General features: G+C 61.9%; 25 protein-coding genes. 10 read left to right on the top strand and 15 right to left on the bottom strand.

The window, feature by feature from the left end:
* Positions 1-41 precede the first annotated feature (41 nt).
* From purH to htpX, 4 genes are all read right to left on the bottom strand, one after another.
* Positions 42-1,625 (bottom strand): bifunctional phosphoribosylaminoimidazolecarboxamide formyltransferase/IMP cyclohydrolase, encoded by a 1,584-nt coding sequence (purH, locus tag ASE94_RS12085; protein WP_062630605.1) that lies wholly within the window; start codon positions 1,623-1,625, stop codon positions 42-44.
* Positions 1,626-1,692: 67 nt separating this feature from the next.
* Positions 1,693-3,315: a heparinase II/III family protein gene (locus ASE94_RS12080; RefSeq protein WP_062630604.1), complete on the bottom strand. Its 1,623-nt coding sequence runs from the start codon at positions 3,313-3,315 to the stop codon at positions 1,693-1,695.
* A gap of 172 nt (positions 3,316-3,487) precedes the next feature.
* Positions 3,488-4,789, bottom strand: coding sequence for an RsmB/NOP family class I SAM-dependent RNA methyltransferase (locus ASE94_RS12075; protein WP_062630603.1), 1,302 nt, complete (start codon positions 4,787-4,789; stop codon positions 3,488-3,490).
* A 20-nt stretch (positions 4,790-4,809) separates the two neighbouring features.
* Positions 4,810-5,793, bottom strand: coding sequence for a zinc metalloprotease HtpX (htpX, locus tag ASE94_RS12070; RefSeq protein WP_062630602.1), 984 nt, complete (start codon positions 5,791-5,793; stop codon positions 4,810-4,812).
* 93 nt (positions 5,794-5,886) lie between these two features.
* Between htpX and ASE94_RS12065 the strand changes: the two genes are divergently transcribed.
* On the top strand, positions 5,887-6,099 hold the full coding sequence (locus tag ASE94_RS12065) for a DUF1674 domain-containing protein (RefSeq protein ID WP_062630601.1): 213 nt from the start codon (positions 5,887-5,889) through the stop codon (positions 6,097-6,099).
* Here the strand turns inward: ASE94_RS12065 and ASE94_RS12060 are convergent.
* The 5 genes from ASE94_RS12060 to thpR all read right to left on the bottom strand — a co-directional run bounded on the left by ASE94_RS12060 (position 6,074) and on the right by thpR (position 9,661).
* Positions 6,074-6,460 (bottom strand): HNH endonuclease, encoded by a 387-nt coding sequence (locus tag ASE94_RS12060; RefSeq protein WP_244484031.1) that lies wholly within the window; start codon positions 6,458-6,460, stop codon positions 6,074-6,076. The genes ASE94_RS12065 and ASE94_RS12060 overlap by 26 nt on opposite strands.
* Positions 6,460-7,668: a 23S rRNA (adenine(2503)-C(2))-methyltransferase RlmN gene (rlmN, locus tag ASE94_RS12055; protein WP_156352126.1), complete on the bottom strand. Its 1,209-nt coding sequence runs from the start codon at positions 7,666-7,668 to the stop codon at positions 6,460-6,462. The genes ASE94_RS12060 and rlmN overlap by 1 nt, the downstream gene beginning before the upstream one ends.
* A 123-nt stretch (positions 7,669-7,791) precedes the next feature.
* Positions 7,792-8,292, bottom strand: coding sequence for an invasion associated locus B family protein (locus ASE94_RS12050; protein WP_156352125.1), 501 nt, complete (start codon positions 8,290-8,292; stop codon positions 7,792-7,794).
* Between the two features lie 89 nt (positions 8,293-8,381).
* Positions 8,382-8,903 (bottom strand): invasion associated locus B family protein, encoded by a 522-nt coding sequence (locus tag ASE94_RS12045; RefSeq protein ID WP_062630599.1) that lies wholly within the window; start codon positions 8,901-8,903, stop codon positions 8,382-8,384.
* Between the two features lie 218 nt (positions 8,904-9,121).
* Positions 9,122-9,661: an RNA 2',3'-cyclic phosphodiesterase gene (gene thpR / locus ASE94_RS12040; protein WP_061908423.1), complete on the bottom strand. Its 540-nt coding sequence runs from the start codon at positions 9,659-9,661 to the stop codon at positions 9,122-9,124.
* A 238-nt stretch (positions 9,662-9,899) separates the two neighbouring features.
* On the opposite strand from thpR, the gene ASE94_RS12035 reads away from it, so the two are divergent.
* Together ASE94_RS12035 and ASE94_RS12030 are read left to right on the top strand one after the other, a co-directional pair.
* A complete protein-coding gene (locus tag ASE94_RS12035; protein WP_062630598.1) occupies positions 9,900-10,670 on the top strand; it encodes a Bax inhibitor-1/YccA family protein in 771 nt (256 codons plus the stop codon).
* A gap of 97 nt (positions 10,671-10,767) precedes the next feature.
* Complete coding sequence (locus ASE94_RS12030; RefSeq protein WP_062630597.1) at positions 10,768-11,265, top strand: GNAT family N-acetyltransferase; 498 nt, start codon at positions 10,768-10,770, stop codon at positions 11,263-11,265.
* A 219-nt stretch (positions 11,266-11,484) separates the two neighbouring features.
* Here the strand turns inward: ASE94_RS12030 and ASE94_RS12025 are convergent, their stop codons facing one another.
* From ASE94_RS12025 to acnA, 4 genes are all read right to left on the bottom strand, one after another.
* A complete protein-coding gene (locus ASE94_RS12025; RefSeq protein ID WP_062630596.1) occupies positions 11,485-11,964 on the bottom strand; it encodes a GNAT family N-acetyltransferase in 480 nt (159 codons plus the stop codon).
* Entirely contained in the window at positions 11,961-12,407 is a 447-nt protein-coding gene (locus ASE94_RS12020) for a DUF2794 domain-containing protein (RefSeq protein WP_244484030.1), read from the bottom strand. The genes ASE94_RS12025 and ASE94_RS12020 overlap by 4 nt, the downstream gene beginning before the upstream one ends.
* Before the next feature lie 311 nt (positions 12,408-12,718).
* Positions 12,719-13,456, bottom strand: coding sequence for a DUF1223 domain-containing protein (locus ASE94_RS12015; protein ID WP_062630595.1), 738 nt, complete (start codon positions 13,454-13,456; stop codon positions 12,719-12,721).
* Positions 13,457-13,584: 128 nt separating this feature from the next.
* Entirely contained in the window at positions 13,585-16,269 is a 2,685-nt protein-coding gene (acnA, locus tag ASE94_RS12010; protein WP_062630594.1) for an aconitate hydratase AcnA, read from the bottom strand.
* Positions 16,270-16,425: 156 nt separating this feature from the next.
* On the opposite strand from acnA, the gene ccmA reads away from it, so the two are divergent.
* The 5 genes from ccmA to ASE94_RS11990 are packed head-to-tail and all read left to right on the top strand — an operon-like array spanning position 16,426 to position 19,195.
* Positions 16,426-17,052, top strand: coding sequence for a heme ABC exporter ATP-binding protein CcmA (gene ccmA / locus ASE94_RS12005; RefSeq protein ID WP_061908429.1), 627 nt, complete (start codon positions 16,426-16,428; stop codon positions 17,050-17,052).
* Positions 17,049-17,714, top strand: coding sequence for a heme exporter protein CcmB (gene ccmB, locus ASE94_RS12000; RefSeq protein ID WP_062630593.1), 666 nt, complete (start codon positions 17,049-17,051; stop codon positions 17,712-17,714). Before ccmA ends, ccmB begins: the two co-directional genes overlap by 4 nt.
* A gap of 33 nt (positions 17,715-17,747) precedes the next feature.
* Complete coding sequence (locus ASE94_RS11995) at positions 17,748-18,509, top strand: heme ABC transporter permease (protein ID WP_062630592.1); 762 nt, start codon at positions 17,748-17,750, stop codon at positions 18,507-18,509.
* On the top strand, positions 18,506-18,658 hold the full coding sequence (gene ccmD, locus ASE94_RS20675) for a heme exporter protein CcmD (protein ID WP_082461186.1): 153 nt from the start codon (positions 18,506-18,508) through the stop codon (positions 18,656-18,658). The genes ASE94_RS11995 and ccmD overlap by 4 nt, the downstream gene beginning before the upstream one ends.
* A gap of 3 nt (positions 18,659-18,661) precedes the next feature.
* Positions 18,662-19,195 carry a DsbE family thiol:disulfide interchange protein gene (locus ASE94_RS11990; protein WP_062630591.1) on the top strand — a complete coding sequence of 178 codons (534 nt, stop codon included), beginning with the start codon at positions 18,662-18,664 and terminating at the stop codon, positions 19,193-19,195.
* A 26-nt stretch (positions 19,196-19,221) separates the two neighbouring features.
* Here the strand turns inward: ASE94_RS11990 and ASE94_RS11985 are convergent, their stop codons facing one another.
* Together ASE94_RS11985 and ASE94_RS11980 are read right to left on the bottom strand one after the other, a co-directional pair.
* A complete protein-coding gene (locus tag ASE94_RS11985; RefSeq protein ID WP_062630590.1) occupies positions 19,222-20,070 on the bottom strand; it encodes a 23S rRNA (adenine(2030)-N(6))-methyltransferase RlmJ in 849 nt (282 codons plus the stop codon).
* Positions 20,067-20,714 (bottom strand): LysE family translocator, encoded by a 648-nt coding sequence (locus ASE94_RS11980; protein ID WP_061908433.1) that lies wholly within the window; start codon positions 20,712-20,714, stop codon positions 20,067-20,069. Before ASE94_RS11980 ends, ASE94_RS11985 begins: the two co-directional genes overlap by 4 nt.
* 118 nt (positions 20,715-20,832) lie before the next feature.
* Between ASE94_RS11980 and ASE94_RS11975 the strand changes: the two genes are divergently transcribed.
* Positions 20,833-21,453: a chloramphenicol phosphotransferase gene (locus tag ASE94_RS11975; RefSeq protein WP_156352124.1), complete on the top strand. Its 621-nt coding sequence runs from the start codon at positions 20,833-20,835 to the stop codon at positions 21,451-21,453.
* 107 nt (positions 21,454-21,560) lie between these two features.
* Entirely contained in the window at positions 21,561-23,678 is a 2,118-nt protein-coding gene (locus ASE94_RS11970) for an EAL domain-containing protein (protein WP_062630589.1), read from the top strand.
* The last annotated feature ends 517 nt before the right edge of the window (positions 23,679-24,195 follow it).

Genomic DNA, 24,195 nt, shown 5'->3' with positions numbered 1-24,195 from the left:
GGCACCTCCCCCTTTATGGGGGAGGTTGGGAGGGGGTGGCTTCAGTGCCTGAAATGCCGCATCCCGGTCATCACCATCGCGATTCCCGCCGCATCGGCTGCGGCGATGACTTCGTCGTCGCGCATGGAGCCGCCGGGCTGGATAACGGCGGTGGCGCCGGCGGCGACGAGGGCTTCAAGGCCGTCGGCGAAGGGGAAGAAGGCGTCGGAGGCAACGACCGAGCCTTGGGTCAAGGCGCCCTCGAGGCCGGCTGCTTCAGCCGCGTCGATCGACTTGCGATGGGCGACGCGGGCGGAATCGACGCGGCTCATCTGGCCGGCGCCGATGCCGGCGGTAGCGCCGTCTTTCACATAGACGATGGCATTGGATTTGACGTGCTTTGCCACTTTCGCGGCTAGCTTGAGGTCAGCGAGTTCCGCTTCAGTCGGCGCGCGCTTGGTGACGACTTTCAATTCGCAATCATCGACATTCTGATTATCGCGGCTCTGGACGAGAAGGCCACCGGCGACGGATTTGACCACCAGACCCTCGGCCTTGGAATCGGCGAGACCGCCGGTGAGGAGGAGGCGAAGGTTCTTCTTGGCGGCGATGATGGCCTGGGCCTCTGGCATGGCGGAAGGGGCGACGATCACTTCGGTGAAAACCTTGACGATTTCGGTCGCGGTTTCGGCGTCGATTTCGCGGTTCGTCGCGACAATGCCGCCAAAGGCCGAGACGGGGTCGGTGCGAAGGGCCTTTTTATAGGCTTCGACGAGGTTAGCGCCGGTGGCGACGCCGCAGGGATTGGCATGCTTGATGATGGCGACGGCAGCGGTCTCGGCGGGGTCGAATTCGGAGACCAGCTCGAAGGCGGCGTCGGTGTCGTTGATATTGTTATAAGAAAGCGTCTTGCCCTGAACCTGGCTGGCGGTTGCGACGCCGGGGCGGCTTTCGCCCGTAGCGTAGAAAGCGGCCCACTGGTGGGGGTTTTCGCCATAGCGCATGACTTCGCGGAGAGTGCCGGCAAAGCTGCGATAGTTTACGTCAGCGAAGTCGATTTCCCGAGCGAACCAGGCGGAGATGGCGCTGTCATAGGCGGCGGTGCGGGCATAGGCTTTGGCGGCAAGCTTCTGGCGCAATTCATAGGGGATGCCGCCATTGCGGATGGCGTCGAGGATTGCCGGATAGTCGTTGGGATCGACGACGACGGTCACATAGGCGTGGTTCTTGGCCGCCGAGCGGACCATGGCGGGACCGCCGATATCGATATTTTCGATGATCTCGTCATAGGACGCGCCGGAGGCGACGGTCTTTTCGAAGGGGTAGAGATTAACGGCTACGAGGTCGATAGGGCCGATCTCGTGTTCGTCCATCGCGGCCTTGTGCTCGGGATTGTCACGCACCGAGAGAAGGCCGCCATGCACCTTGGGGTGGAGCGTCTTGACGCGGCCATCCATCATTTCTGGAAAGCCGGTGAGGTCGGAAATTTCGCGCACCGGGAGGCCGGTTTCGCTGATGAGCTTATGGGTGCCGCCGGTCGAGACCAGCTCCACCCCGGCTTCGGAAAGCCCGCGGGCGAAATCCGCCATGCCCGATTTGTCGAATACCGAAAGCAGTGCCCGCCCGACCGTGACCGTCTTGCCCATGAGTTCTTGCCCGTTGTGATGGAGATTTCGCGGCTCCGCTAGCACGAACGGGGCCAAGAGTCCAAGCTCAACCGTGTTCGCGGGTGAGGATCCAGCCGACTTCGACGCCGGGTGCGAGATCGGCTTCGAGCACGAGCTGGATGGTGCGGTGGAAGCCGAGATAAGAGGATTGGCGAACGCTATCATCCTGGCGAAGGCTCGCGCCTTCCCAGAGGAAGCTCCAGACCTCGCCATTGGGCAGGGTCAGCCGGCGCATGCCCTCGCCGACAGGGGCATGAACGGATATGCCGGGGGCGAGATGGAAGCGGATGGACAGCTGGCCTTGCGGCGTGCCGGTGGCGATGACGCGATCCTGGCCGACAAGGGTGGTCCCCTCCCCCAAAAGCGTCAGGCGGCGCTCGATCTCGGCCCCGAACCGGTCGGCATAGCCAATGCTGGGGAGGATCAGCATATGCTCGGAGGGCACGAGTTCAAGATCGGGCACCGGCGCGGCGCCGCGTTTGCGTTTGGTGGGCGCCCAGGAATCCTCGTCATTGATGGTCGGCGAGGAATGGGCAATGGCCTGTCGGAAGAGATCGCGGGTTTCGGCCATATCGGTGGGCGCGGGGCCGCAGGAGCCGAGGATCAGTTCGCTGCCATAGGAAAATTCGAAAGCCAGCGCCCCGGCATGGGCTTCGGCATCGAAACCGGGCGGTGGGCGAAGCCCTGAATCGGCGATGGCGACGGCGCGGCCGCTGCGGAGGATGCCGTAGCCGCCAAGGATGCGCGAGCGACGGGTGGGTGTCGGGCCGGTCGATTGCACGGCGACGAGGACATCGTGGGGGACCTGGCCACAGCCATTGAAATAGACGGGCTCGCCGCTGGAAAGAGTGACGGCGTCGAGCGCCTCGTGCATGCGGTCGATGCGGTTGGAAAGCGCGGCAAGGGTCGGGCTGCCATGGCGGTTGGCGGCCTGGCGGAGACTTGCGAGTTCGGTGAGAAGGCTCAACTGAATGCGTGGATTGCGACTCTTGTGGAGGCCCTCGCCATCGAGTTGCTCTTCGAGCACGGCATCGAGCAGCTTTAGGCGCATCTCGACATTGGCGGTGTCTTCGGGCTCGCAGAGTTCGGCGCCGAGCGTGCCCATGGCGGCAAAGAGGCGTTCCACCGGGTCTGTCGCGAGGCGGCCGCGGACTTTGAGGCTCTGGACCTGAATGCCGAGATTGCGCTGGATGGTCTTGGCCTGATCGGCGGTCGCGCCTCCGAGCAGCAGCGGCAGATGGCGGAGCCAATTGAGCACGCGCTGCCCAGTCAGCGGCAAGGACCAGCTTTCGCTATCGAACTTTCCTTCGCGCCCTATCCAATCAAGAACCAGCGTGCGGGCAAAGAGTTTTTCGCCGGGATCGCGGACCTCGCGGAAATGCCGGAGCCAGGAAAAGCTCTGGAGATTATTCCACCAATCGGGGAAATCGACATCGACGGAAAAGGGCGAGGTGCCGCCCGTTTCGATGAGTTTTGAGGCGAGCAGATAGCGACCCGACATCATCTCGCGCACGGCATCGCTGTCGGCGGGACGGAAATCGGGCAGTTGGCCTTTGTAGCGTTGCTCGGCGAGGGCCTGCCAGGTCCAGCGGGTGACGGGCATGGTCACGAGGGAATCGGCAAGACGCATGCCAAAGCGGCGGGGGCGAGAAAAGCTGCCGCCGCTCATCGCTTGTCCCCGCTCAATTGCGCAGGGCAACCAACCGGTCTTTTGCCCTCAGGACCCAACGCACTCTACTCCAGGGATGCGGCGCCGCGCCGCAGGCTCAATGATCTAGAGCCATAACGCTGATTTGCCCAGCAGGGGAAGAAATTCGGCTTGGAAAACTCGCTGAGGTACCTCAGTTCTTGCGCTGAAACCGGGCAATGAAGAAGCCGTCCATGCCGCCTGAGACGCCTGCGGGGGCCATCGAGGGCAAGGTGCGGACATAGCCTTCGGGCGTGATTGCGGCTTCAAGGCCAGGCAGCTCGGTCGCTGCAATCGGCTTTAATTCGAGCTCGGCGAAGGTCTTTTGCGCCCAGGCAGCAATCTCTTCGCCTTCTTCGGGCTCAAGCGAGCAGACGCAGTAAATCAGGCTTCCGCCGGATTCGAGCCATTTGCGGGCCTTGGCAAAGATCGCCTGCTGCAGTTTTACACGACCGGCAATGTCCGAAGCGCTGCGATGCCAAAGCACTTCGGGGTGGCGGCGGAAGGTACCGGTAGCCGAACAGGGTGCATCGAGCAGGATGCCATCGAAGAGAGCTTCGGGCGCATATTGAGTGGCGTCGGCTTCGACGACGGCAGGCGCATAGCCGACGCGGGTCATATTGGCTTTGAGGCGTTCGAGCCGCCCACCATCACTATCGAGCGCGGTGACGTCATAGCCGGCTTTGAGCAATTGCGCCGTCTTGCCACCCGGGGCAGCGCAGAGGTCGAGAACGCGGCCGCCGGGTTTGGCCGCAAGGAGGCGCGCCGGGAGGGCTGAGGCGGCATCCTGCACCCACCACTGGCCGTCGTCATACCCGGGCAGCGCATCGACGGGGCGATCGCGGCTTTCGATGCGGACGGTATCGGCAAGAACGCGCTCGGCGCCGAGGGCGGAGATGAGGTCGGCATCGTTGGATTTGAGCGTCAGATCGAGCGGAGCGCCTTCGAGGAGCGCTTCGGGGAAAGCTGCTACGGCCTCAGTGCCATGGGCCGCTGTCCACTTGTCCTGGAAGTTTTGCGGCAGCAGCAGCTCGTCTTCGAGAAGACCATAGCGCGCGGAATTGGATTGGGCGCGGCGCAGCATAGCGTTCATCAGGCCGGCGAGATGGCGCGCTTTGCTATCGCGCTTGATCGCTTCGACGGCGAGGAACAGAGCGCTATGGGCGCCGAGATCGGGCAGGAAAACCAACTGGGCGAGCGAGAGGCGCAGCACGGCTTCGAACGTGCCAGATTTCGCCGGCATGCCCTTGTCGAGCAATTCGTCGATCATCAGGTCGATCTGGCCATGGCGACGGAGAGCCGTCGTGATCAGCCGATTGGCGAGGGCGCGATCCCGGCCATCGGCGAGTTCGCCGGCATTGAGGGGCGCAAAATGTTCGCCGCCCAGAACGGCGCGAAGCCTCTGGGCGGCAATGAGACGGAGGCCGAGACCGGCCGGATCGGACTTCTTATTCAATCATCACCTTCCGGTGCGTCTCATCCCCAGGGACCGCGCACGCCGCTATCGTCTTCGCCGCGACCGGCACTTGGCACTCGCCAGCCACCGCCGGTATCGCGACCGGCCGAAACCGTCTGCGGACGCGGGGCGGGTCCACGGCCCTTATCGTCCACGCGCATCTCGCCTGCAAGCTTTTGCAGCGCCGCGATGCGATTGCCAGTGTCAGGGTGGGTGGAAAAGAGATTGTCCATCCGGGCGCCCGAAAGCGGGTTGATGATATACATATGGGCCATGGCCGGATTGCGCTCGGCTGCGACATTGACCTGACGCCCGGCAAGGACCGCGATCTTGTTGAGCGCGGAAGCGAGGGCCAACGGGTCCCCCGAGATCTCGGCGCCATCCTTGTCCGCCTCATATTCGCGCGTCCGGCTGACGGCCATTTGTACCATCATTGCGGCGAGCGGAGCGAGAAACACCATCAGCAGCGAACCGATGCCGCCGAGCGGATTATTGCGATTATTGCCGCCACCAAAGAAGAGGCCGAACTGGGCGAGCGCTGAAATGGCACCGGCAAGGGTCGCCGTGATCGTCATGGTCAGCGTATCGCGCGAGCGGATATGGGCGAGTTCGTGGGCGACGACCCCCGCAACTTCGCGCGGCTCGAGCTGGCGCAGAAGGCCGGAGGAGACGGCAACCGCCGCATTCTGCGGGTCGCGGCCCGTCGCAAAGGCATTGGGCTGGTCGGACTGGATGACATAGACGGCGGGCGTCGGGATGCCGGCTCGCTTCGAGAGCGTATCGACCATGTCATAGAGTTCGGGCGCCTGGCTTTGCGCCACGGGCACGGCGTTCTGCATGCGGAGGACAAGCTTGTCCGAATTCCAATAGGCAAAGATGTTGGTCGCCGCCGCAAAGGCAAAGGCGATCATCATGCCGGACGTGCCGCCGATGAAATAGCCGACCACCATGAACAAGGCGGTCATGGCCGCAACGAGAACAAAAGTGCGGAAGGCGTTGAACATCGAAACCCCTTGGGTTGGTGTCTTCAGGCAATTATGTTGTGTGCCAAAGCGTTCCCTGCAAGCGCATGACCACTTTGTAATGTGGACCCCAAAATGACCGAAGACACCGAAACCGAGAACCCGATCCCCGAGGCCCCGAAGGTGCTGACGCCCGAGGCGCAACGCGCGCTCGAGGAAGCCAAGGCTCGCCGCGCCGAGATCGACGCGGCAACGGCGATGGCACCCAAGGAAAAGGGCGGCCGCGGCGGGTTGGAGCCCGGTCGCTATGGCGACTGGGAGATCAAGGGTTTGACGAGCGACTTTTAGCCTTGTCGCGCCGGTCCCGCGTCATGCGGGTCGGGGCATGAAAGGTCGGTGGCTTGGTCCGGACCCACGCGATGAAAGCTGAAATCTCGGGGTCCGATTTGAGGCTCTCGATATCGGCGAGGCGCTTGGCCAGCTCGGTTTCGGAAAACCGGGCATGAATGGCGCTATGGCAAATCTGGTGGAGACGCACCGTGCCCATATGCGTGCCACCCTTGAGGCGCGGCGTCAGGTGATGCCGGCTCGACTTGGCTTCAGCCGGAATGGGCCGATCGCAGAGCGGGCAAATGGAAGGCCGCCGCGCGGCAGCCAGCGCTTCGACCGCGGCAATGGCCGCCTCGACCCGCCGGGCCGAAGGTTTCATCAGACGCCGGCGAGGGCGTCCCGGTCTTTCTTGGAAAGCCGTTCGCTCTCGCTCTTCAATTGGCCGCAAGCCGCAAAGATATCGCGGCCGCGCGGAGTGCGGACCGGCGAGGCATAGCCGGCGCGATTGACGATATCGGCAAAGCGCTCGATGCGACTCGAGGGTGAAGTGCCATAATTCGAGCCCGGCCAGGGATTGAAGGGGATCAGGTTGATCTTGGCAGGAATGCCGGCAAGGAGGCGCACCAGTTCCTTGGCTTCGGCATCGCTATCGTTGATGCCATCGAGCATCACATATTCAAAGGTGATGCGGCGGGCATTGGAAAGGCCGGGATAATTGCGGCAGGCCTCGAGAAGGTCCTTGAGCGGCCACTTCTTGTTGATCGGCACCAGGACGTCGCGGAGATCGTCGCGCACGGCGTGGAGCGAGATCGCGAGCATGACGTCGATTTCGCTGCCGGTGCGCTCGATATAGGGCACGACGCCCGAGGTCGAGAGCGTGATGCGGCGCTTGGAGATCGACATGCCGTCGCCGGCCGATGCGATGAGCAAGGCCTGCTTGACGTTGTCGAAATTATAGAGCGGCTCGCCCATGCCCATCATCACGATATTGGTGATGGCGCGGCTTTCCCCGCCTGGGACGAGGCCGCCGTCATCCGGGCGCGAACCGCCGGGAAAATCGCCAAGGCGCTCGCGGGCCATGAGGATCTGACCGAGGACTTCGCCTGCGGTCAGGTTACGGACGAGCTTTTGCGTACCCGTATGGCAGAAGGAACAGGTGAGCGTGCAGCCAACCTGCGAGGAGACGCAGAGCGTGCCGCGATCGGATTCAGGGATATAAACGGTTTCGACTTCGACAGCCGGGAAGTTCGGGTTCTGCGGATCGCGGAAGCGGAACAACCACTTTCGTGTGCCGTCTACCGAGACCTGTTCCGAGACGATCTCAGGGCGATCTAGAATGAAAGTCTCGGCAAGCTTCTGGCGGACCGGCTTTGCCACATTGGTCATGCGGTCGAAATCGGTGACGCCGTTGACATAGAGCCAGTTCCAGAGCTGGCTGGCGCGCATGCGGCCTTCGCGCTCGCCAACCACGTCATTGGCAACGAGGGTTTCGGCGAGCTGCGCCTTGGAGAGGCCGATCAGCGACGGCCGCGCCGCCGCCTGGGGGCGGATGGCAGTCGAATGGTCAAGGTTCAGCGCAATGCTCATGGCGGCTCAAAACGGTCGGGAGTGCGGGAAGTGCCCGCCAATAGCATATGGGAACGCAAAACACAAAGTCACGCCCGCGGGATGCGGATGTGCAAGCCATGCAGCTTTGCCACAAAGGCTAGATCAGCACTCGGCGCCGATAGCCTGCTGCGCGGCAGTGGCGCCAGAGAGCGAATAATTCTGCACGACGCGGGCGCCGCTGGCATTGGTGCCTTCAACCGTCATGGACGAACCGGCGCGAATGGCGGCGGCAAGGGCAGCCGATTGGCCGGCATCGTCGAGCCAGGCCGCATCGCCCTGCGTGAAGAGCGGAAAGCTCTGGCCGCCGACACTGACCGTTGCAACGGAACCGGTCTGGAATGTGTAGCCGGCAACGACGTTGAATTCGCTGACGACATCTTCGCCGGGACGATTGGTGATGTAGAGATAGGCCTCGCCACCGGCGGCAGGCTCGGTGCTCTTGGGCTTGCTCATGGCAAAGCAGAGCGTGCCCGACCCATCATCGGCCGCATAGCTCGACCAATCCCGGAAATCGCCGAGCACCCGGGCCGACTGGGCCATGGCGGGCGCCGCTGCGGCCAGCGCCAGGGCGATTGCAAGGGCGGATCGTGTCTTGAGGGTCATGCTCGACAAGCTCGCAGTATTTTGGGGCAGCGGACAGAAAAGCCCGGCGCCCCTTTATGGTCTAACGATGGACTGGGGCAAAGCCCCAATTATTTGCAGGCCGCGTCGATGGCATTGACGGCAGCGGTCGCACCGGAGAGCGAATAGGTATCGACCGTATTGGTTCCACGCTGGCTCGTGCCGCGCACCGTCATGGTGCTGCCAGCCTTGAAGGCGGACACAAAACCTGCCTCGTCGCCGGTCGAAGCGAGCCAGGCGGCCGAACCTTCGGTGACCATCGGATAGGATTTGGAATCGACCGCGACGCTGGCATTGGCGCTGGTCGGATTGAATGGGTAGCCGATCAAGGTCTGCACTTCGTTCTTCGTGCCGAGGCCCTTGCGGTGAATGATCATGAAGTGGATCGGGTCGCGATTGGCGCCCGCAGGTTCCGATTTGCTCGGGGTCGCCGAAACATAGCAGATCTGGCCGCTTGCATCGGTTGCCTGCCAGGCGGTCCATGAATTGAACGTACCCAGCTCCGTGGCCTGCTGCGCCTGGGCGGCGGCTGCAAATGTCACGAATGCACCTACCGCGAGCCCAAATGCGAGGCCACCGGTCTTTGTCTTCATTGCCAATTCTTCCTCTTTTCGCTGCCAGTTTGCGGGGGATGCGTCCGCCCAGCATGCCGCAAACATGGTTACCAAGCCGTCAAGCGGGGCGCTTGTGTGCGGCTTTTGCCTCAAATGATCGGTAATCGCGGCGGCAATTTGGCATGGATGGGGCATGCGCCCCCGCTTTGAACCGAGAGGGTTAAAAGAGGGCTAACGCTTGCGTGAGGAGAGCGGATTTATGCTGCGAGGGGATAGGTTTGCTCAACCACATAGGGCCCGCCGCCCACCGAATCCCGGCTCGAAAAGAGAACGAAGCGCGGCACCGCAAATGTCAGCGGCTCGAACCGTCCCGCCTCTGCGATATAGCGCGCGACCTCTTCGGCACTCGTGCCGCGCAAGCGGGCGAGCGTCACATGAGGCACGAATTTGCGCCCTTCGGCCGGCAGCCCCGCACGCTGGAGCATGCGTTCCTGGGCAGATTGGAGACGGCTCAAGGCTTCGCTCGGCTCGACGCCAGCATAGAGCGCGCGGGGCTTATCGCCGCCAAACGTGCCCAAATGCGTGAGGCGAATGGGAAAGCGCAGGCTTTCGCTCAGGTAATCGAGATTGTCGGCCGCATCATTGGCGGTCTGATTATCGACATCGCCGATAAAGCGCAGCGTAATGTGATAATTATCGGGATCGATCCAGCGGGCGCCGGTGAGGCCACCACGCTTGAGCGAGAGCGCAAAGCCGATATCGGGCGGGATCTCGAGGCCGGTAAAAAGCCGGGGCATGGCAAGTCTCCCTGGCGGGCAACTACATCAATGATAGGCTCGCCGAAACACTACATGCAGGGTCCGGCAAGCGACTTGAGCCTAGCACAATCAGGTCATCGAACCAGTCCCGATGTCGCAGGCGGGCATTTTGCCTTGTAAATCAAAAGGGCCGACGCCATATTTGCAATCAAGTGGCAAGTGCCAATTGCCCCCGGCGGTTTGGAGACCGCGATTTTCCAAGTGAAAGGGAATGAGAATGGCTGAATATGACCGTCAGACCCTCGGTGCGCGGGCCGGCTCGGCCGCGGCCATCGACGAGGGCCTACGCAGCTACATGCTGCGCGTTTACAATTACATGGGCCTCGGCCTCGTCGTCACCGGCGTTGCTGCCTACTTTGCGGCTGCTGCCGCCATCACCACCGATCCCAACGCCGCCGTTGGCGAACTCGCCAATGGGCAGCTCGTCACCCAGTGGGGTGCGCTGCTCTATGCCAGCCCGCTGCAGTGGGTCGTGATGCTTGCGCCTCTGGCCTTCGTGCTGGTGCTGAGCTTTGGTATCAACAAGCTGAGCGTGACAGCGGCACAGGGCGTCTTCTGGGCCTTCGCGGCCGTTATGGGGCTCTCGCTGTCGTCGATCTTCCTCGTTTATACCGATGCGTCGATCGCCAAGGTGTTCTTCATCACTGCCGCTACCTTCGGCGCGATGAGCCTTTATGGCTACACCACCAAGCGTGACCTCACCGGCATGGGCAACTTCCTGATGATGGGCCTGATCGGTATCATCATCGCCTCGATCGTCAATATCTTCATGCAGTCCTCGATGATGGAATTCATCATCTCGGTTGTTGGCGTGCTGATCTTCACGGGCCTGACCGCCTATGACACGCAGAAGATCAAGGAAAGCTACTCGTCCGCCTACGGCGCCGAGGCGATGGCCAAGAATGCCATCATGGGTGCCCTGTCGCTTTACCTCGACTTCATCAACCTCTTCATGATGCTCCTCCGCCTCTTCGGCAATCGCGAGTAATCAGCAGGTTCCTTGATCGAACAATCAAGGAAAATGGTTGGACGAAAATTCGGACCGCAGCTTACAAAGGCTGCGGTCCTTTTCTTTGTGCACGCTCATGTCCGATTTCACTCTTCGCCCCTTCGCCTGGTCCGACGTTCCCGCCATCACCCGTATTTACCGGCACTATGTCGACCACACCGCCATCACCTTCGATACCGAAGCGCCGGGCGAGGAGGCGATCGCAGAAAAATATGCGGGGCTTTTGAAATTGGGGCATCCGGTGATCATTGCCGAGGGCGCGAGCAAGGTGCTCGGCTATGCCTATGCGAGCTTTTATCGCCCGCGCGCCGCCTACCGGTTTACCTGCGAAGATTCGCTCTATCTCGACCCTGCGGAAACCGGCAAGGGCCTCGGCAAGGCCATGCTGACCGAACTGCTGGCGCAATCGAAAGCGCATGGTTTCAAGCAGATGTTAGCGGTGATCACGGCTGACACGGCCAATTCGATCGCTATCCACGAAAAGTTCGGCTTTGAGCGCGTGGGCTACTACAAATCCGTCGGTCTCAAATTCGACCGCTGGCACGATATCGTGCATTTGCAGAAGGCGCTCTGACGCGATTATCACCCCGTCTGAAGACGGGATGACAGCGGCTGATTTGTCTGGATTGGGGCTGGTCCTACCCGACGGATGAATTAGCGTCCGCCGTCGCCTATCCGGCTCGTCCGGGTGGTCCATGGGGAGGCGGGATGGATTGCCCGGACAAGCCGGGCAATGACGGTGGAGCCGGGATTAAAGAGTGCTTGTTTCAGGCGCTGCTTAAGGGGTAAGGGGCTAGCCAGACGCAGTTAAAAGCTTCCGCATTGGATAGCCGTTGACGGTGCGGCTCGTGGCTCGGGGGCCGTTTTCGAGCCAGCCGGCGCTGCGATAGAAGCGCCGTGCAGTTTCCGTGGCTTCGAGATTGCCTTCGGCAAAGCCGAGGGCCAGAAGTTCCTGCTCCAACCGATGCAGCAGTGCCTTGCTGACGCCGCGGAAGCGCGCAGTGGGGGCGACGTAGTTGAGACCGATCTTGCCGCTGGTATCCACGGCGCCGACGGCGGCAATCTCGCCGTCAAGTTCAGCGACGAAGACGCGTAGGTCCGGGTTGGCCACGGTTTTCGCAACACCCGCTTCGGACTTGTTGGCCGTCCAGGCGGCGAGCGCCTTTTCGTCGTCCCGGTGATCGGTAACGCAGAGTTCGGTGATCGAGTCGATAAGGACGCGGCTCATCGCCGGCACGTCAGCCAGTATGGCGCGGCGGATGTTTATGCTCATCCAACCACGGCGAGATCGGGATCGAGCACGCGCAAGACCTGGCTCAGGTCATGGCCACGCTTGAGGATCCGGCCCTGCTGGTTGGTGATCAAATATTGGCCCTGCTTGGCGCGGAGTTTTGGATTTTTCTCGACCACATAAAGCGGGCGTTCGGAGACGCGGGCGTAGATGGAGAAAAGCGCGCGATCTTTCAAAAAGTCCATGGCGTAGTCGCGCCACTCCCCTGCCCCGACCTTGCGGCCATAGACGGCCAGGATCTGCATCAGTTCGCGGCGGTCAAAGGCAACGATGGGTTGAACGGGACGAGCGGGCTGGTTGGCGGGCTCACCGACATGCACCAGCGACAAGCCGGCTTCATTTGGCTGACGACCCTGCACGGGACCTCCGGGGGTTATGTCATCGCTCATGCGCGCCGCGACCTCAAGAAGTCGCTCAGTGCGCATTCGCTTTCTCTTTAGCGCCTGTCTGCCCCCTGAAACCGGTACCCACTTTCAGGAGACAGGCTGTAGTCATGTTGTCACAATCTCAGGCCATGGCAAGGGGCTTCAAAAACCCAATTTCAGCCATGATTCGTCCTTTGTGGCGCCCCATTGGCCCGGCATGTTTCAACCATTGCCTCCAGCGGCTGGCAATCGGACCGACCGAGCCCCCAAACTAAGACGTTCGGTTGCCAGCCTCCTTAACTGACCTGTCAGTCACGCCTGCTCCATGCCCCCGGAGCAGGCGTTTCTTTTTGTGCCGGTGTCTTCTGGGATCAGGGCTCGTAAGCGGCGGCAGCGAGGATGGAGCCCGGCATACCGCCACGCTCCTGCTGCACGACGATGGCGATGCCGGTATTGGCGTCACCTAAAACTTCGCCAAGCGGGATTTTAAGTTCCGCGCCGCTTTCGCTTTCCCACATGCCCAGAACCTGGCGGCCGGTAACGACCTGCGTATAGACCATGGACTTGCCGGCATTGTCCCCGGTCTCGATCTTGACGTCGGCGCGGTTCTTGAAGGTCACGAGCCAGACGACGGCATCGGAGAGATCGGCCTTGGGCGGCACGACGACCTTGAGCATATCGCCGCTGAGGGTCAGATCCACGGCCAGCGGCAGCGAGGCGCGCTCGACGGCCTGCTGCACATCATGCCGACGCGAGCCAACGACGGCCTTGGCGCCATTGACGACCATTTGCGGCGTATAGATGCGCGAGGAGCCCCAGCTTTTGGCATAGGCCCGCTGGCGATCGGAAAACGCTTCCTGCGCAAACGTGTCCTTCCAGCCGACATAATCCCAATAATCGACGTGATAGGCGAGCGCGACGACATCGTCGCGATCGGCCAGCGCCGTCAGCATGGCATCAGCAGGTGGGCAGGAGGAACAGCCTTGGCTGGTGAAAAGCTCGACAACCGCCTTGGGCGTAATATGCAGCGTTTCCGCCATGGCGGAGCTGGAAAAAACGACATGGGCGACGAGGGCCAGGAGAAGGCCTGAAAGGGGACGAGCGATCATGGGCAAGGTTGTAGGCTGAGGCGATCAAGCCTGCCTAGTCAAAACCGGGTGAGACGGCAGAGATTCTTGGCCCAAAAGTAAATGGCGGCCTTGCGGGCCGCCATTTGAAACCGTGTCGTACCCGTGCTTTACGCGGCGACGAGGCTGCGCAGCACGTAATGCAGGATGCCGCCATTCTTGAAATAATCGAGCTCGTTGGCGGTATCGATACGGCAACGGGTTTCGACATTGAGCACCGAACCATCGGCACGGGTGATCTTGACGGTGACCGTGGCGCGCGGCTCGATAGTTTCGACGCCGGCGATATCGACGGTTTCGGTGCCATCAAGGCCGAGGGTCTGCCAGCTTTCGCCATCCTTGAACTGCAGCGGGATGACGCCCATGCCGACGAGGTTCGAGCGGTGGATACGCTCGAAGCTCTGCGCAATGACAGCCTTGACGCCGAGAAGGTTGGTGCCCTTGGCGGCCCAGTCACGCGAGGAGCCGGTGCCGTATTCCTTGCCGGCAAAGATCACGAGCGGGGTGTTCTTCGCCTGATAGGCCATGGCGGCGTCGTAGATGGCCATCTGCGAGCCATCCGGACCCTTGGTGTAACCGCCTTCGACGCCATCGAGCATCATGTTCTTGATGCGGATATTGGCAAAGGTGCCGCGCATCATGACTTCATGATTGCCGCGACGGGCGCCATAGGAGTTGAAGTCCTTGGGCGCAACCTGGCGTTCGATCAGATACTTGCCCGCTGGAGTGCCCGACTTGAACGAACCGGCCGGAGAGATGTGGTCGGTGGTGATCGAGTCAAGGAAGAGCGCGAGCACGCGGGCCGAGACCACGTCGGTGACGGGCTTGGGCTCCATGGTCAGTTCTTCGAAATATGGCGGGTTCTGCACATAGGTCGAGGAGCCGTTCCAGCCATAGGTCTCGCTGCCTTCGACAGCAATGCCCTGCCAATGCTCGTCGCCCTTGAACACGTCCGAATAGCGCTTGCGGAACATGTCGGCATTGACGTGCTGGCGGACGATCTCGGCGATCTCGTGGTTGGAGGGCCAGATATCCTTGAGATAGACCGGCTGGCCGTTCGAGCCGGTGCCGAGCGGTTCGGTGGTGATATCGACATTGAGCGTGCCGAGGAGCGCATAGGCAACGACCAGCGGCGGGGACGCGAGGTAATTGGCGCGCACGTCGGGGTTCACACGGCCTTCGAAATTGCGGTTGCCCGAGAGGACCGAAGCGGCAACGAGCTTGTTTTCGTTGATCGTGTCGGAAATCGGCTGGGGAAGGGGACCGGAATTGCCGATGCAGGTGGTGCAGCCATAACCGACGAGATTGAAGCCGATGGCATCAAGATCAGCCTGGAGGCCAGCGGCGGTCAGGTAATCGGTGACGACCTGCGAGCCGGGGGCGAGCGAAGTCTTGACCCATGGCTTGGAATTGAGGCCAAGGGCGCGTGCCTTGCGGGCAACGAGACCGGCAGCGACGAGAACCGATGGGTTGGACGTATTGGTGCACGAGGTGATGGCGGCGATGACGACCGAGCCGTCGCCGACTTCGAAATCTTCACCCTTGACCGGGAACTGCGCGCCCGGAGCGACATCACCACGACCGGCAGCCAGATCCGGCAGGGCCTTGGCGAAGGAGGGGGTCACGTCCTTGAGGGCGACACGATCCTGCGGACGCTTCGGACCGGAAAGGGATGGCACGACCGTCGAGAGGTCGAGTTCGAGGGTCGAGGTGAAGGTCGGGTCCTCGGTTTCCGTCGTGCGGAACATGCCCTGAGCCTTGGAATAGGCTTCGACGAGCGCGACGCGATCGGCATCGCGGCCGGTCGTCGAGAGGAATTTGAGCGTATCGGCATCGACCGGGAAATAGCCGCAGGTCGCGCCATATTCGGGGGCCATATTGGCGATGGTCGCCTGGTCTTCGAGGCTGAGGTAATCAAGGCCTGGGCCATAGAATTCGACGAACTTGCCGACGACGCCCTTCTTGCGCAGCATTTCGGTGACCGTCAGCACGAGGTCGGTCGCGGTGATGCCTTCGTTGATCTTGCCGGTCAGCTTGAAGCCGACGACTTCGGGGATCAGCATGGTGATCGGCTGGCCGAGCATGGCCGCTTCAGCTTCGATGCCGCCGACGCCCCAGCCGAGAACGGCCATGCCGTTGACCATGGTCGTGTGCGAGTCGGTGCCGACGAGCGTATCGGGATAGGCGACGGTTTCGCCGTCTTCGTCCTTGGTCCAGACGGTCTGGGCCAGATATTCGAGGTTCACCTGGTGGCAGATGCCGGTGCCGGGAGGAACGACACGGAAATTGTCGAAGGCCGACTGGCCCCAACGCAGGAACTCGTAGCGTTCGCCATTGCGCTCATATTCGAGCTCGACATTCTGCTCGAAGGCGAGCGGGGTGCCGAAATTGTCGACCATGACCGAGTGGTCGATGACGAGATCGACGGGCACAAGCGGATTGATCTTCTGCGGATTGGCGCCGAGCTTGGCGGTCGCGTCGCGCATGGCGGCGAGATCGACGACGGCGGGAACGCCGGTAAAGTCCTGCATGAGGACGCGGGCCGGGCGATACTGGATTTCGTATTCGGACGTGCGGCTGACGAGCCATTCGGCGATAGCGAGGATGTCTTCCTTCTTCACCGTCCGGTTGTCTTCAAAGCGGAGGAGGTTTTCGAGCACCACCTTCATCGAGCCGGGGAGCTTGGAAACGCCCTTCAAACCGTTCTTTTCGGCTTCGGCAATGGAATAATAGGTGTAGGTCTTGCCACCGACCGTGAGGGTCGACTTCGACTTGAAGCTGTCTAGTGAGGCCACGTGCTCCGCCCTTTGCTGCTGAAACGTGCTGTCCGGCTGCAATGGGGGCCGCCGGTCCTAGCCGCTCTTTGCTGGAATGACTCTAATCTCGTCGGCTTATAATCAATCAGAAAACTGCTTGCCAGTCTTACCTTCGCTTCAATACCAGATGGGGCCATGACGCAACGGCAAGTCCAGCCCTCACTCTGCCTTAAGACTTTCGCGCTGAGCGTGGGTCGCGGCGAGACTATTTTGGCGCAGGATCTTTCCCTGTCCGTGCCGGCAGGAACGGGGCTTTTGCTGCGCGGGCCCAATGGCGCGGGAAAATCGACGCTGCTTTTTACGCTCGCGGGGCTACTTCCAGCGCTAAGCGGGACGGTGACGCTCGAAGGCTATGACGAGGATTTTGGGCCGGCCTTTCACCATTGCGGGCACAAGAATGCTATTCGGCCAAGGCTCACCGTCATCGAGAGCTTGCAATTTTGGCAGGCTATCAACGGCAGTGCGGCGCTGACGCCGGTTGAGGCGCTGGAGCGCGTGGGGCTGGGACGGCAGGCGAAATCCGATGCGGGCTATCTTTCAGCGGGGCAGCAAAGGCGTCTGGCACTGGCGCGGTTGCTGGTTTCGGCGCGGCCGGTCTGGCTGCTTGATGAGCCGACTTCGGCGCTCGATGCAGATGGGCAGAAGCTTTTGGCTGGGCTGATTACCGAGCACCTCGCGAGCGGCGGCCTGGCCGTCATCGCCAGCCATGATGCCATTGCCGTTGAAAACCTCGCCGTCCTCGATCTTGGAGGCAGGGTATGAGTGGCTTTGTTTCAGTCCTGCGGCGCGAGTTGAGCCTGAGCCTTCGTGGTGGCGGCGAGATGCTGACGCTGGTGCTGTTTTTCGTCATCGTGGGCGCCATCGTGCCCTTTGCCGTCGGGCCGGACAAGGTGCTACTGGCAGGGATTGCGCCGGGGATCGTCTGGATCGCGGCGTTCCTCGCTATGTTGATGGGGCTCGAAAAGCTTTTTGGGCCGGATCGGGCGGACGGCACGCTGGGGCTTTATCGCCTGGCCGATATGCCGCTTGCCGCCGTCGTTGCCGCAAAAGTGATTGCCCATTGGCTGACCGCCGCTTTGCCTCTCATTCTGGCCTCGCCCATTCTGGCGCTGCTGCTGTCGATGGATCTTCCCACCTTCTGGCGCACGCTGCTGTCGCTGCTGATCGGCACTCCAGCCTTGGCCGGTTTCGGCGCCCTTGGCGCCGCGCTGACCGTGGCGACGCGGCATGGCGGGCTGATCGCGCCCATCCTCATCGCCCCGCTCTCCGTGCCGGTGCTGATCTTCGGGGTCGGCGCCATTTCCGCGAGCGGCGGGCCGGGCCAGACCGGGGTGGCGACCCTCCTCCTTGCGGCACTCAGTCTCATGATCGTGGCCCTCTCTCCCTTTGCCGCCGCCCTTGCGATAGATTGGGGCGAAGACTAGACAGGCTGGGTTACCAGAGAGCCCCGGTAAAGCATGAGCATCGATACGACTCCCAAGATGGCGTGGTGGAACCGGTTGGCCCATCCCGGCCAATTCGTCATCCTGACCAAGCCACTCATCCTGCCGCTTGCGGCACTGACGGCGCTGCTTTTCGTTGCCGGGCTCTGGTTCGCCTTCTTCAATTCTCCGGCCGACTATCAAATGGGCGACACGGTGCGCATCATGTATGTGCATGTGCCGACCGCCTGGCTCAGCCAGTTCGTCTATGCCACCATGGCCGTCTCGGCGATCGGGTCGCTGGTCTGGCGCCATCCCATGGCCGATGTGTCGATGAAAACCGCGGCGCCACTTGGGGCCGCCTTTACCGCCATGGCGCTTTTTACCGGCTCGCTCTGGGGCCGCCCCACCTGGGGCACGTTCTGGGAATGGGACGGGCGCATGACGTCTACCCTCGTGCTGCTCTTCATCTATCTCGGCATCGTGGCGCTCTGGCGCGCCTTCGACGATCAGCTGCGCGCCGCCCGCGTGGTTGCCGTTTTCACCCTGGTGGGCGCGGTCAATATTCCGATCATCAAATTCTCGGTCGATTGGTGGAGCACCCTGCACCAGCCGGCGAGCGTCTTCCGGCCCGATGGCCCGACCATGCCGGGTTCGATCCTGACCCCGCTCTTTATTATGTTCTTTGCCTTCACCTTCCTCTTCATCACCCTGCAATTGACCGCCATGCATACCGAGGTGCGCCGTCGCCGCATCGCGACGCTCGAACGCCGCGCTGCTCGGGGAGAAGCACGATGATCGGTCTTGGCGAACATGCCGAATTCATCATCTCGGCCTATATCGGGGTGTTCTTGGGCGTCTCTGCGCTGATCGGGTGGACGGTTTTTTTCGCCCGCGCCACCAAGCGCCGGCTTGCCGAGCTCGGCGACACCAGGGCGGACGCTTAAGACATGAGAAAATTTCTCTTCGCCGTGCCTCTCCTGCTGCTCGTCGGGCTGATCGGCGTTTTCGCCATGTCGATGGATCGCGATCCGAACCTCGTGCGCTCGGTGCTGATCGATAAGCCAGCGCCCGATTTCGCTTTGGCACCCGTTGAGGGCATGACCGTGCCCGGCTTCGACACGGCTGCGCTCAAGGGCGAGCCGACCGTGGTCAATGTTTTCGCGTCCTGGTGCATTCCCTGCCGCGACGAGCATCCGCTGCTCGAAGCGCTCAAGGCCGAAACCGGCGTGCGGCTCTTCGGCATCAATCATTCCGATGCGCCCGAGAATGCCCGGGCGTTTCTGGCTGAGCTGGGCAATCCCTATGACGCCATAGGAGCGGATCGCGACCGGCGCGTATCGATCGATTGGGGTGTCTATGGCGTGCCGGAGACATTCATCGTCGACAGGAACGGCACCATCGTTTTCAAGCATGTCGGACCGCTGAGCGCGGAATCGATTGAGCGCGAAGTGATGCCGGCGCTCGAAAAGGCGCGGCTCTAAACGCTCTTATGGCGCCATAGTGTCCTTTATTCGCCAGTGATCCAATCCACTTTCCAGCTTGCACGCTGCTCGTCGCTGAGCACTTCGGCCAAGAGCGGCATGAGCACCCGCATTTCCTCTTCGAGCACGAAGGGTGGGTTGACGATGATCATGCCTGTGCCGTGAAGACGCGGCGGCAGGGAGGCGGCGCGGATTTTCAACTCGAGCCGCAGGATTTTCGGAATGCCTGATTCCGCGAGCATATCGACGAAATCGGCGACATCCTCTGGGTCCTTGATCGGGTACCAGAGCGCGTAAAGCCCGCCGGGCCAGCGCTTGTGCGCCTTGATCAGGCTTTCGACCATGCGGGCGAACTCGCCGCGCTCTTCGAAGGGAGGATCGATGAGAACGAGGCCGCGCTTTTCCTTGGGCGGCAGATGCGTACCGAGTGCCTGCCAGCCATCGACATGGGTGACGCGGACCTGAAAATCGCCCGCAAAATTTTCGCGCAGGATATCGACATCCTGTGGATGCAGTTCGAGCGCCATCAGCCGGTCTTGCGGACGGAGCAGTGTGCGCGTGATCAGCGGGGAGCCGGGATAGAACCGCAGATTGCCATCGGCATTCTGGGCGCGGATCGCGTCGAGATAGGGCGCGAGAAGCGCGCTGGCGTCATCGGGCAGTTTGCGGCCCATCAGTCGGCCAATGCCATCGACCCATTCGCCGGTCTTGGCCGCAGCCGGACCTCTGAGGTCATAGAGCCCGACCCCGGCATGGGTGTCGATGACGCGAAACGGCGCATCCTTGCGCATCAAATAGGTCAGGATGCGGGTAAGGATGATGTGCTTGACCACATCGGCAAAATTGCCGGCGTGAAAGACGTGGCGGTAATTCACTTGCGGCCCTCGGCGAGGAGTATGGTGGCGGCGAAGGCTAGGAACACGGTGGCAAAGCTCCAGTTGAGCGCCCGCGACACCCAGATATTGTCGCGCAGCGTCCGCGTCAGCCATTCGGCAAAGAGCACTGTGGCGATGACCACCGGCAGCGAGACAACGATGAATTCAACGCCGAGGAAGAGGAGCTTACTCGCCGCCGCTGGATCATCTGCCGAGATGAACTGCGGCAGGAAGGTTACGAAAAACAGCGCCACCTTGGGATTGGTGAGATTGATGGCAAGGCCGGTAAAATAGCTCTGGATCAGGCTCGGAGTTTTGCCGCCAGCCTTGGGGACGAGGAGGCCACCGCCCGAGCGAATGGCCTGTATAGCGAGCCAGACGAGATAGAGCGCGCCGACGATTTTCAGCGCCCAGAAGGCGGCAGGCGCAGCGACGATCAGCACCGAAATGCCGAAGGCGACGAGGGCGGTGTGGACCGCAATGCCCGTGCTGGTGCCAAGGACGGCGGCAAAGCCGTGGGCGCGGCCAAAGTTCATCGTCCGTGACACGAAAAGCGCCATATCTGGTCCCGGCGTTACCGCAAGAACGAAACCCGCAAGGGCGAAGGTCAAAATCACGGAGAGATCGGGGACGAAGCTGGGCATGGCGCGCTCGGTTTTTCCTGCTTTCCCTATCGCACTAACGCGAGTGGCTGAACAGCCTCGGCCGAACGGCATCGGATATCAGGCTGCACGCTGGAGCAATATCGGCTAGAACCATGCCATGAGCGATCGCATCCCAAAAATCGTCATTCTCAACGGCGCGCCGCGCTCGGGGAAGTCCTCGCTGGTCCGGGCGATCCAGAAAGATGTGCCGGGCACCTGGCTTAATCTGGGCGTCGATAGCCAGATGGCGAGCCTGCCGCCCCATCTCTTGCCCGGCATTGGCCTCAGGCCAGGGGGCGAACGGCCCGACCTCGAGCCCACTGTCGTGCGGCTCTATCAACTCCTCTTCGACAGCATTGGCACCTCGGCAGACGCTGGGTTCGACATCGTAGCCGATCTCGGCATGCACGAGGATTATTCGACCCCGCTCGGCATCTTGCCTCGGGCGGCCCGAAGACTTGGGGCCCTGCACCCGCTTTTCATCGGCATCGACTGTCCAATCGAAGAAATCATGCGCCGGCGCAATGCTGCGCCCAATTCGATCGGCGGGACCTATCTAGGTGGAGAAACCCCAACGCCACCCGTGCTTCGCTGGCAGAGGGCCGTGCATGAAGGCCGGGACTATGACCTGCGGCTCGACATGGGCGCATTGACGCCCGAGGACGGCGCGGCGCGCATTGCCGCACTCCTTAAAGACCCGCCAGCAGTTCCGGCCTTGACGCGGCTTAGAACAGTCTGAACATATGAGGGCCCAAAAAGTCTTCGTGTCATCGATTTAAGTCCGCGTTAAGCGGCGATGATTAGCTTCACCAAAACGTCATGTTTGGGCCGTGAGTGGGGGACTCGATGGTGGGTGTGGACATCAATGCAGCGGCCGTTGCCGACGCCTTGCTGCTCGATGCTGCGCTTGAAAACATCCCCTATGGCTTTTGCGTCTGGTCGCCGCAATTCCGCCTTGTCATGTGGAACAAGCACTATCGCGAATTCTACGGCTTTTCGGCAAATGCCATCCAGAAAGGCATGACGCTCGAAGAGGTGGTTCACCTCTCCCATAAGCTGGGCAACCATCCCGGCCAGAGCCCCGACGCCTTTTACGAGAGCTATTCGAGCGAGCTTCTGGCCAATCGCAGCGGCGCGCGCAGCAAGAACCATGAAGAAGTGCATGGCGGGCGGATCGTCGAAACCGCCCATGTCTATACCGAGAATCTCGGTTGGGTAGTGACCCACGAAGACATCACTGACGAACTCCTCCAGTCCGAAACGGTGCAGAAGCGCAAGCTCGAACTCGAGCGCCAGAATATCCGGCTCGATGCGGCCGTGAATAACATTCCCATCGGGCTGTGCATGATGGACGCCAAAGGGCGCCTGGTGATCTGCAACGAGCCCTATGCCCGCATCTACAATCTGCCGATCAGTTACCTGCGCCCCGGCACGCAGCTCGAAGTCATTCTTGGGCACCTGTTCGACGAAGGCATGAGCGCGGGCGGCAGCGGTAGCCGCGAGGATTACATCACCTGGCGCCGCGAAGTGATTGCCAAGAACGAATATGGCAAGAACATCCACGAACTGAACAACCGCATCATCCTGATGCAGCACCATCCAATGAAGGATGGCGGCTGGGTTTCGACCCATGAAGACATTACCGAGCAGCGGCAGAACGAAGCGCGCATCCACCATCTGGCGCGGCACGATGCCCTGACCGACCTGCCCAACCGCATCGAATTTTTGGAGCAGATGGCGCGCACCGAAGCGGGCCTGCAGCGCGGCGAAATGGCGGCCGTGCTCTATATCGATCTCGACCACTTCAAAGCCGTCAACGACACGCTCGGCCATGCCGTGGGCGACGAGGTGATCAAGCAGGCAGCCGTGCGGCTCTGGGGAACGACGCGAGAGAGCGATCTGCTCGCCCGGCTCGGCGGGGATGAATTTGCGCTGCTGCTGCAGCCGATCGACAGCGCCGATGCGGCGGCCCGGGTGGCCGATCGCATCATCAAGGCCATGGGCGCGCCCATGAACATCAAGGGCCAGCAGATCGAAATCGGTGCCAGTGTCGGCATTGCCGTGGGCCCGGGCGACGGTCTCGATACCGATACGCTGGTCAAGAATGCCGACCTCGCGCTCTATAAAGCCAAGAGCGAAGGCCGCTCGACCTATCATTTCTTCGAAGCCGGCATGGATGCCGAACTGCAGCAGCGCCGCCTGATCGAGGCTGGCCTGCGCATGGCGCTTGGACGCGACGAATTCCGTCTCGTCTACCAGCCGCTCCTGGGCCTGCGCGAAAACCAGATCACCTGCGTCGAGGCGCTGCTGCGCTGGGATTTTGAGGGGCGCACCGTTTCGCCGACCGAATTCATTCCCGTGGCCGAGGAAACGGGGCTGATCGCCGCCATCGGCCAATGGGTGCTCAACGAAGCCTGCGCCGCCGCTGCGACCTGGCCGGGCCATGTGCGCGTCGCCGTCAATCTCTCGCCGGTACAATTCCGCCAGCGTGATCTCGTGGCCCAGGTGCGCCGCGCGCTGACGGGGGCCAAGCTCGATCCCGCCCGGCTCGAACTCGAGATCACTGAAAGCCTGCTCCTCGGCGATAGCGAATCGACGCTCAAGGCGCTCCACGAATTGCGCGCCATGGGCGTCCGCATCTGCATGGACGACTTTGGCACCGGCTATTCATCGCTCTCGTATCTGCGCAGTTTTCCCTTCGACAAGATCAAGATCGACCGCTCCTTCATGCGCGATCTCGCGAGCCGCGCCGATAGCCAGGCCATCATCCGCGCCGTCATTGGCCTCGGCCAATCGCTCGGGATGTCGACCACCGCCGAGGGCGTCGAAACCGAAGAGCAACTCAGTCTCGTCCGCGCCCACGGCGTCTCCGAAGTGCAGGGCTATCTGTTCTCGCCTCCGGTTTCCGGCGAAGACCTGCTGGATTTGCTGCACACTGCGGTGGAGATCGCCAAAGCCTCTTAGTTTTTGGGGCTTCTTGGAACATTGGACTGCGAAAACTCCCAGATTTGCCCCAACCACCAGCTCGACACCTCCCCCTAGATGGGGGAGGCCGGGAGGGGGTGAGTGAGCCACGGACTTCGCGCGTGCCGTCACCCCTCCCCATCAAGGGGAGGGTGTAAACGGAGCGCGTGACTAACTCAGCGCCCAACAGCCTAATAGTCAACGCCCCTGCCCTGCCCGCGTCGCCGCGGCAGGTTTATGCATTTGGAACGGGCCCCGAGGCGCCTGCGCCCCTGAGTGATTGAAAAAAATGAGACGAAACCGCCTCGGGGCGCTGACTTTTTGGACAGGATTCACAGCGCCACTTTGATCGCTCGTCGCGTGGCGGCCAATCCCAGAACCCACGCGGTTACGGTCCCGCGCGATCAGCATCCCCGCAGCCGTCCGTCTCGACTCCGTCCCATGCGGGGAATGGCTTGGATTTTAGAACGGGATGGAGGGGGCGGGGATAAGTAGCTGAGCCTTGGGCCCAGCCACA

This window comes from Devosia sp. Leaf64 (assembly GCF_001421945.1).
Lineage (GTDB): Bacteria > Pseudomonadota > Alphaproteobacteria > Rhizobiales > Devosiaceae > Devosia.
This window is presented reverse-complemented; position numbering and strand designations above follow the sequence as displayed.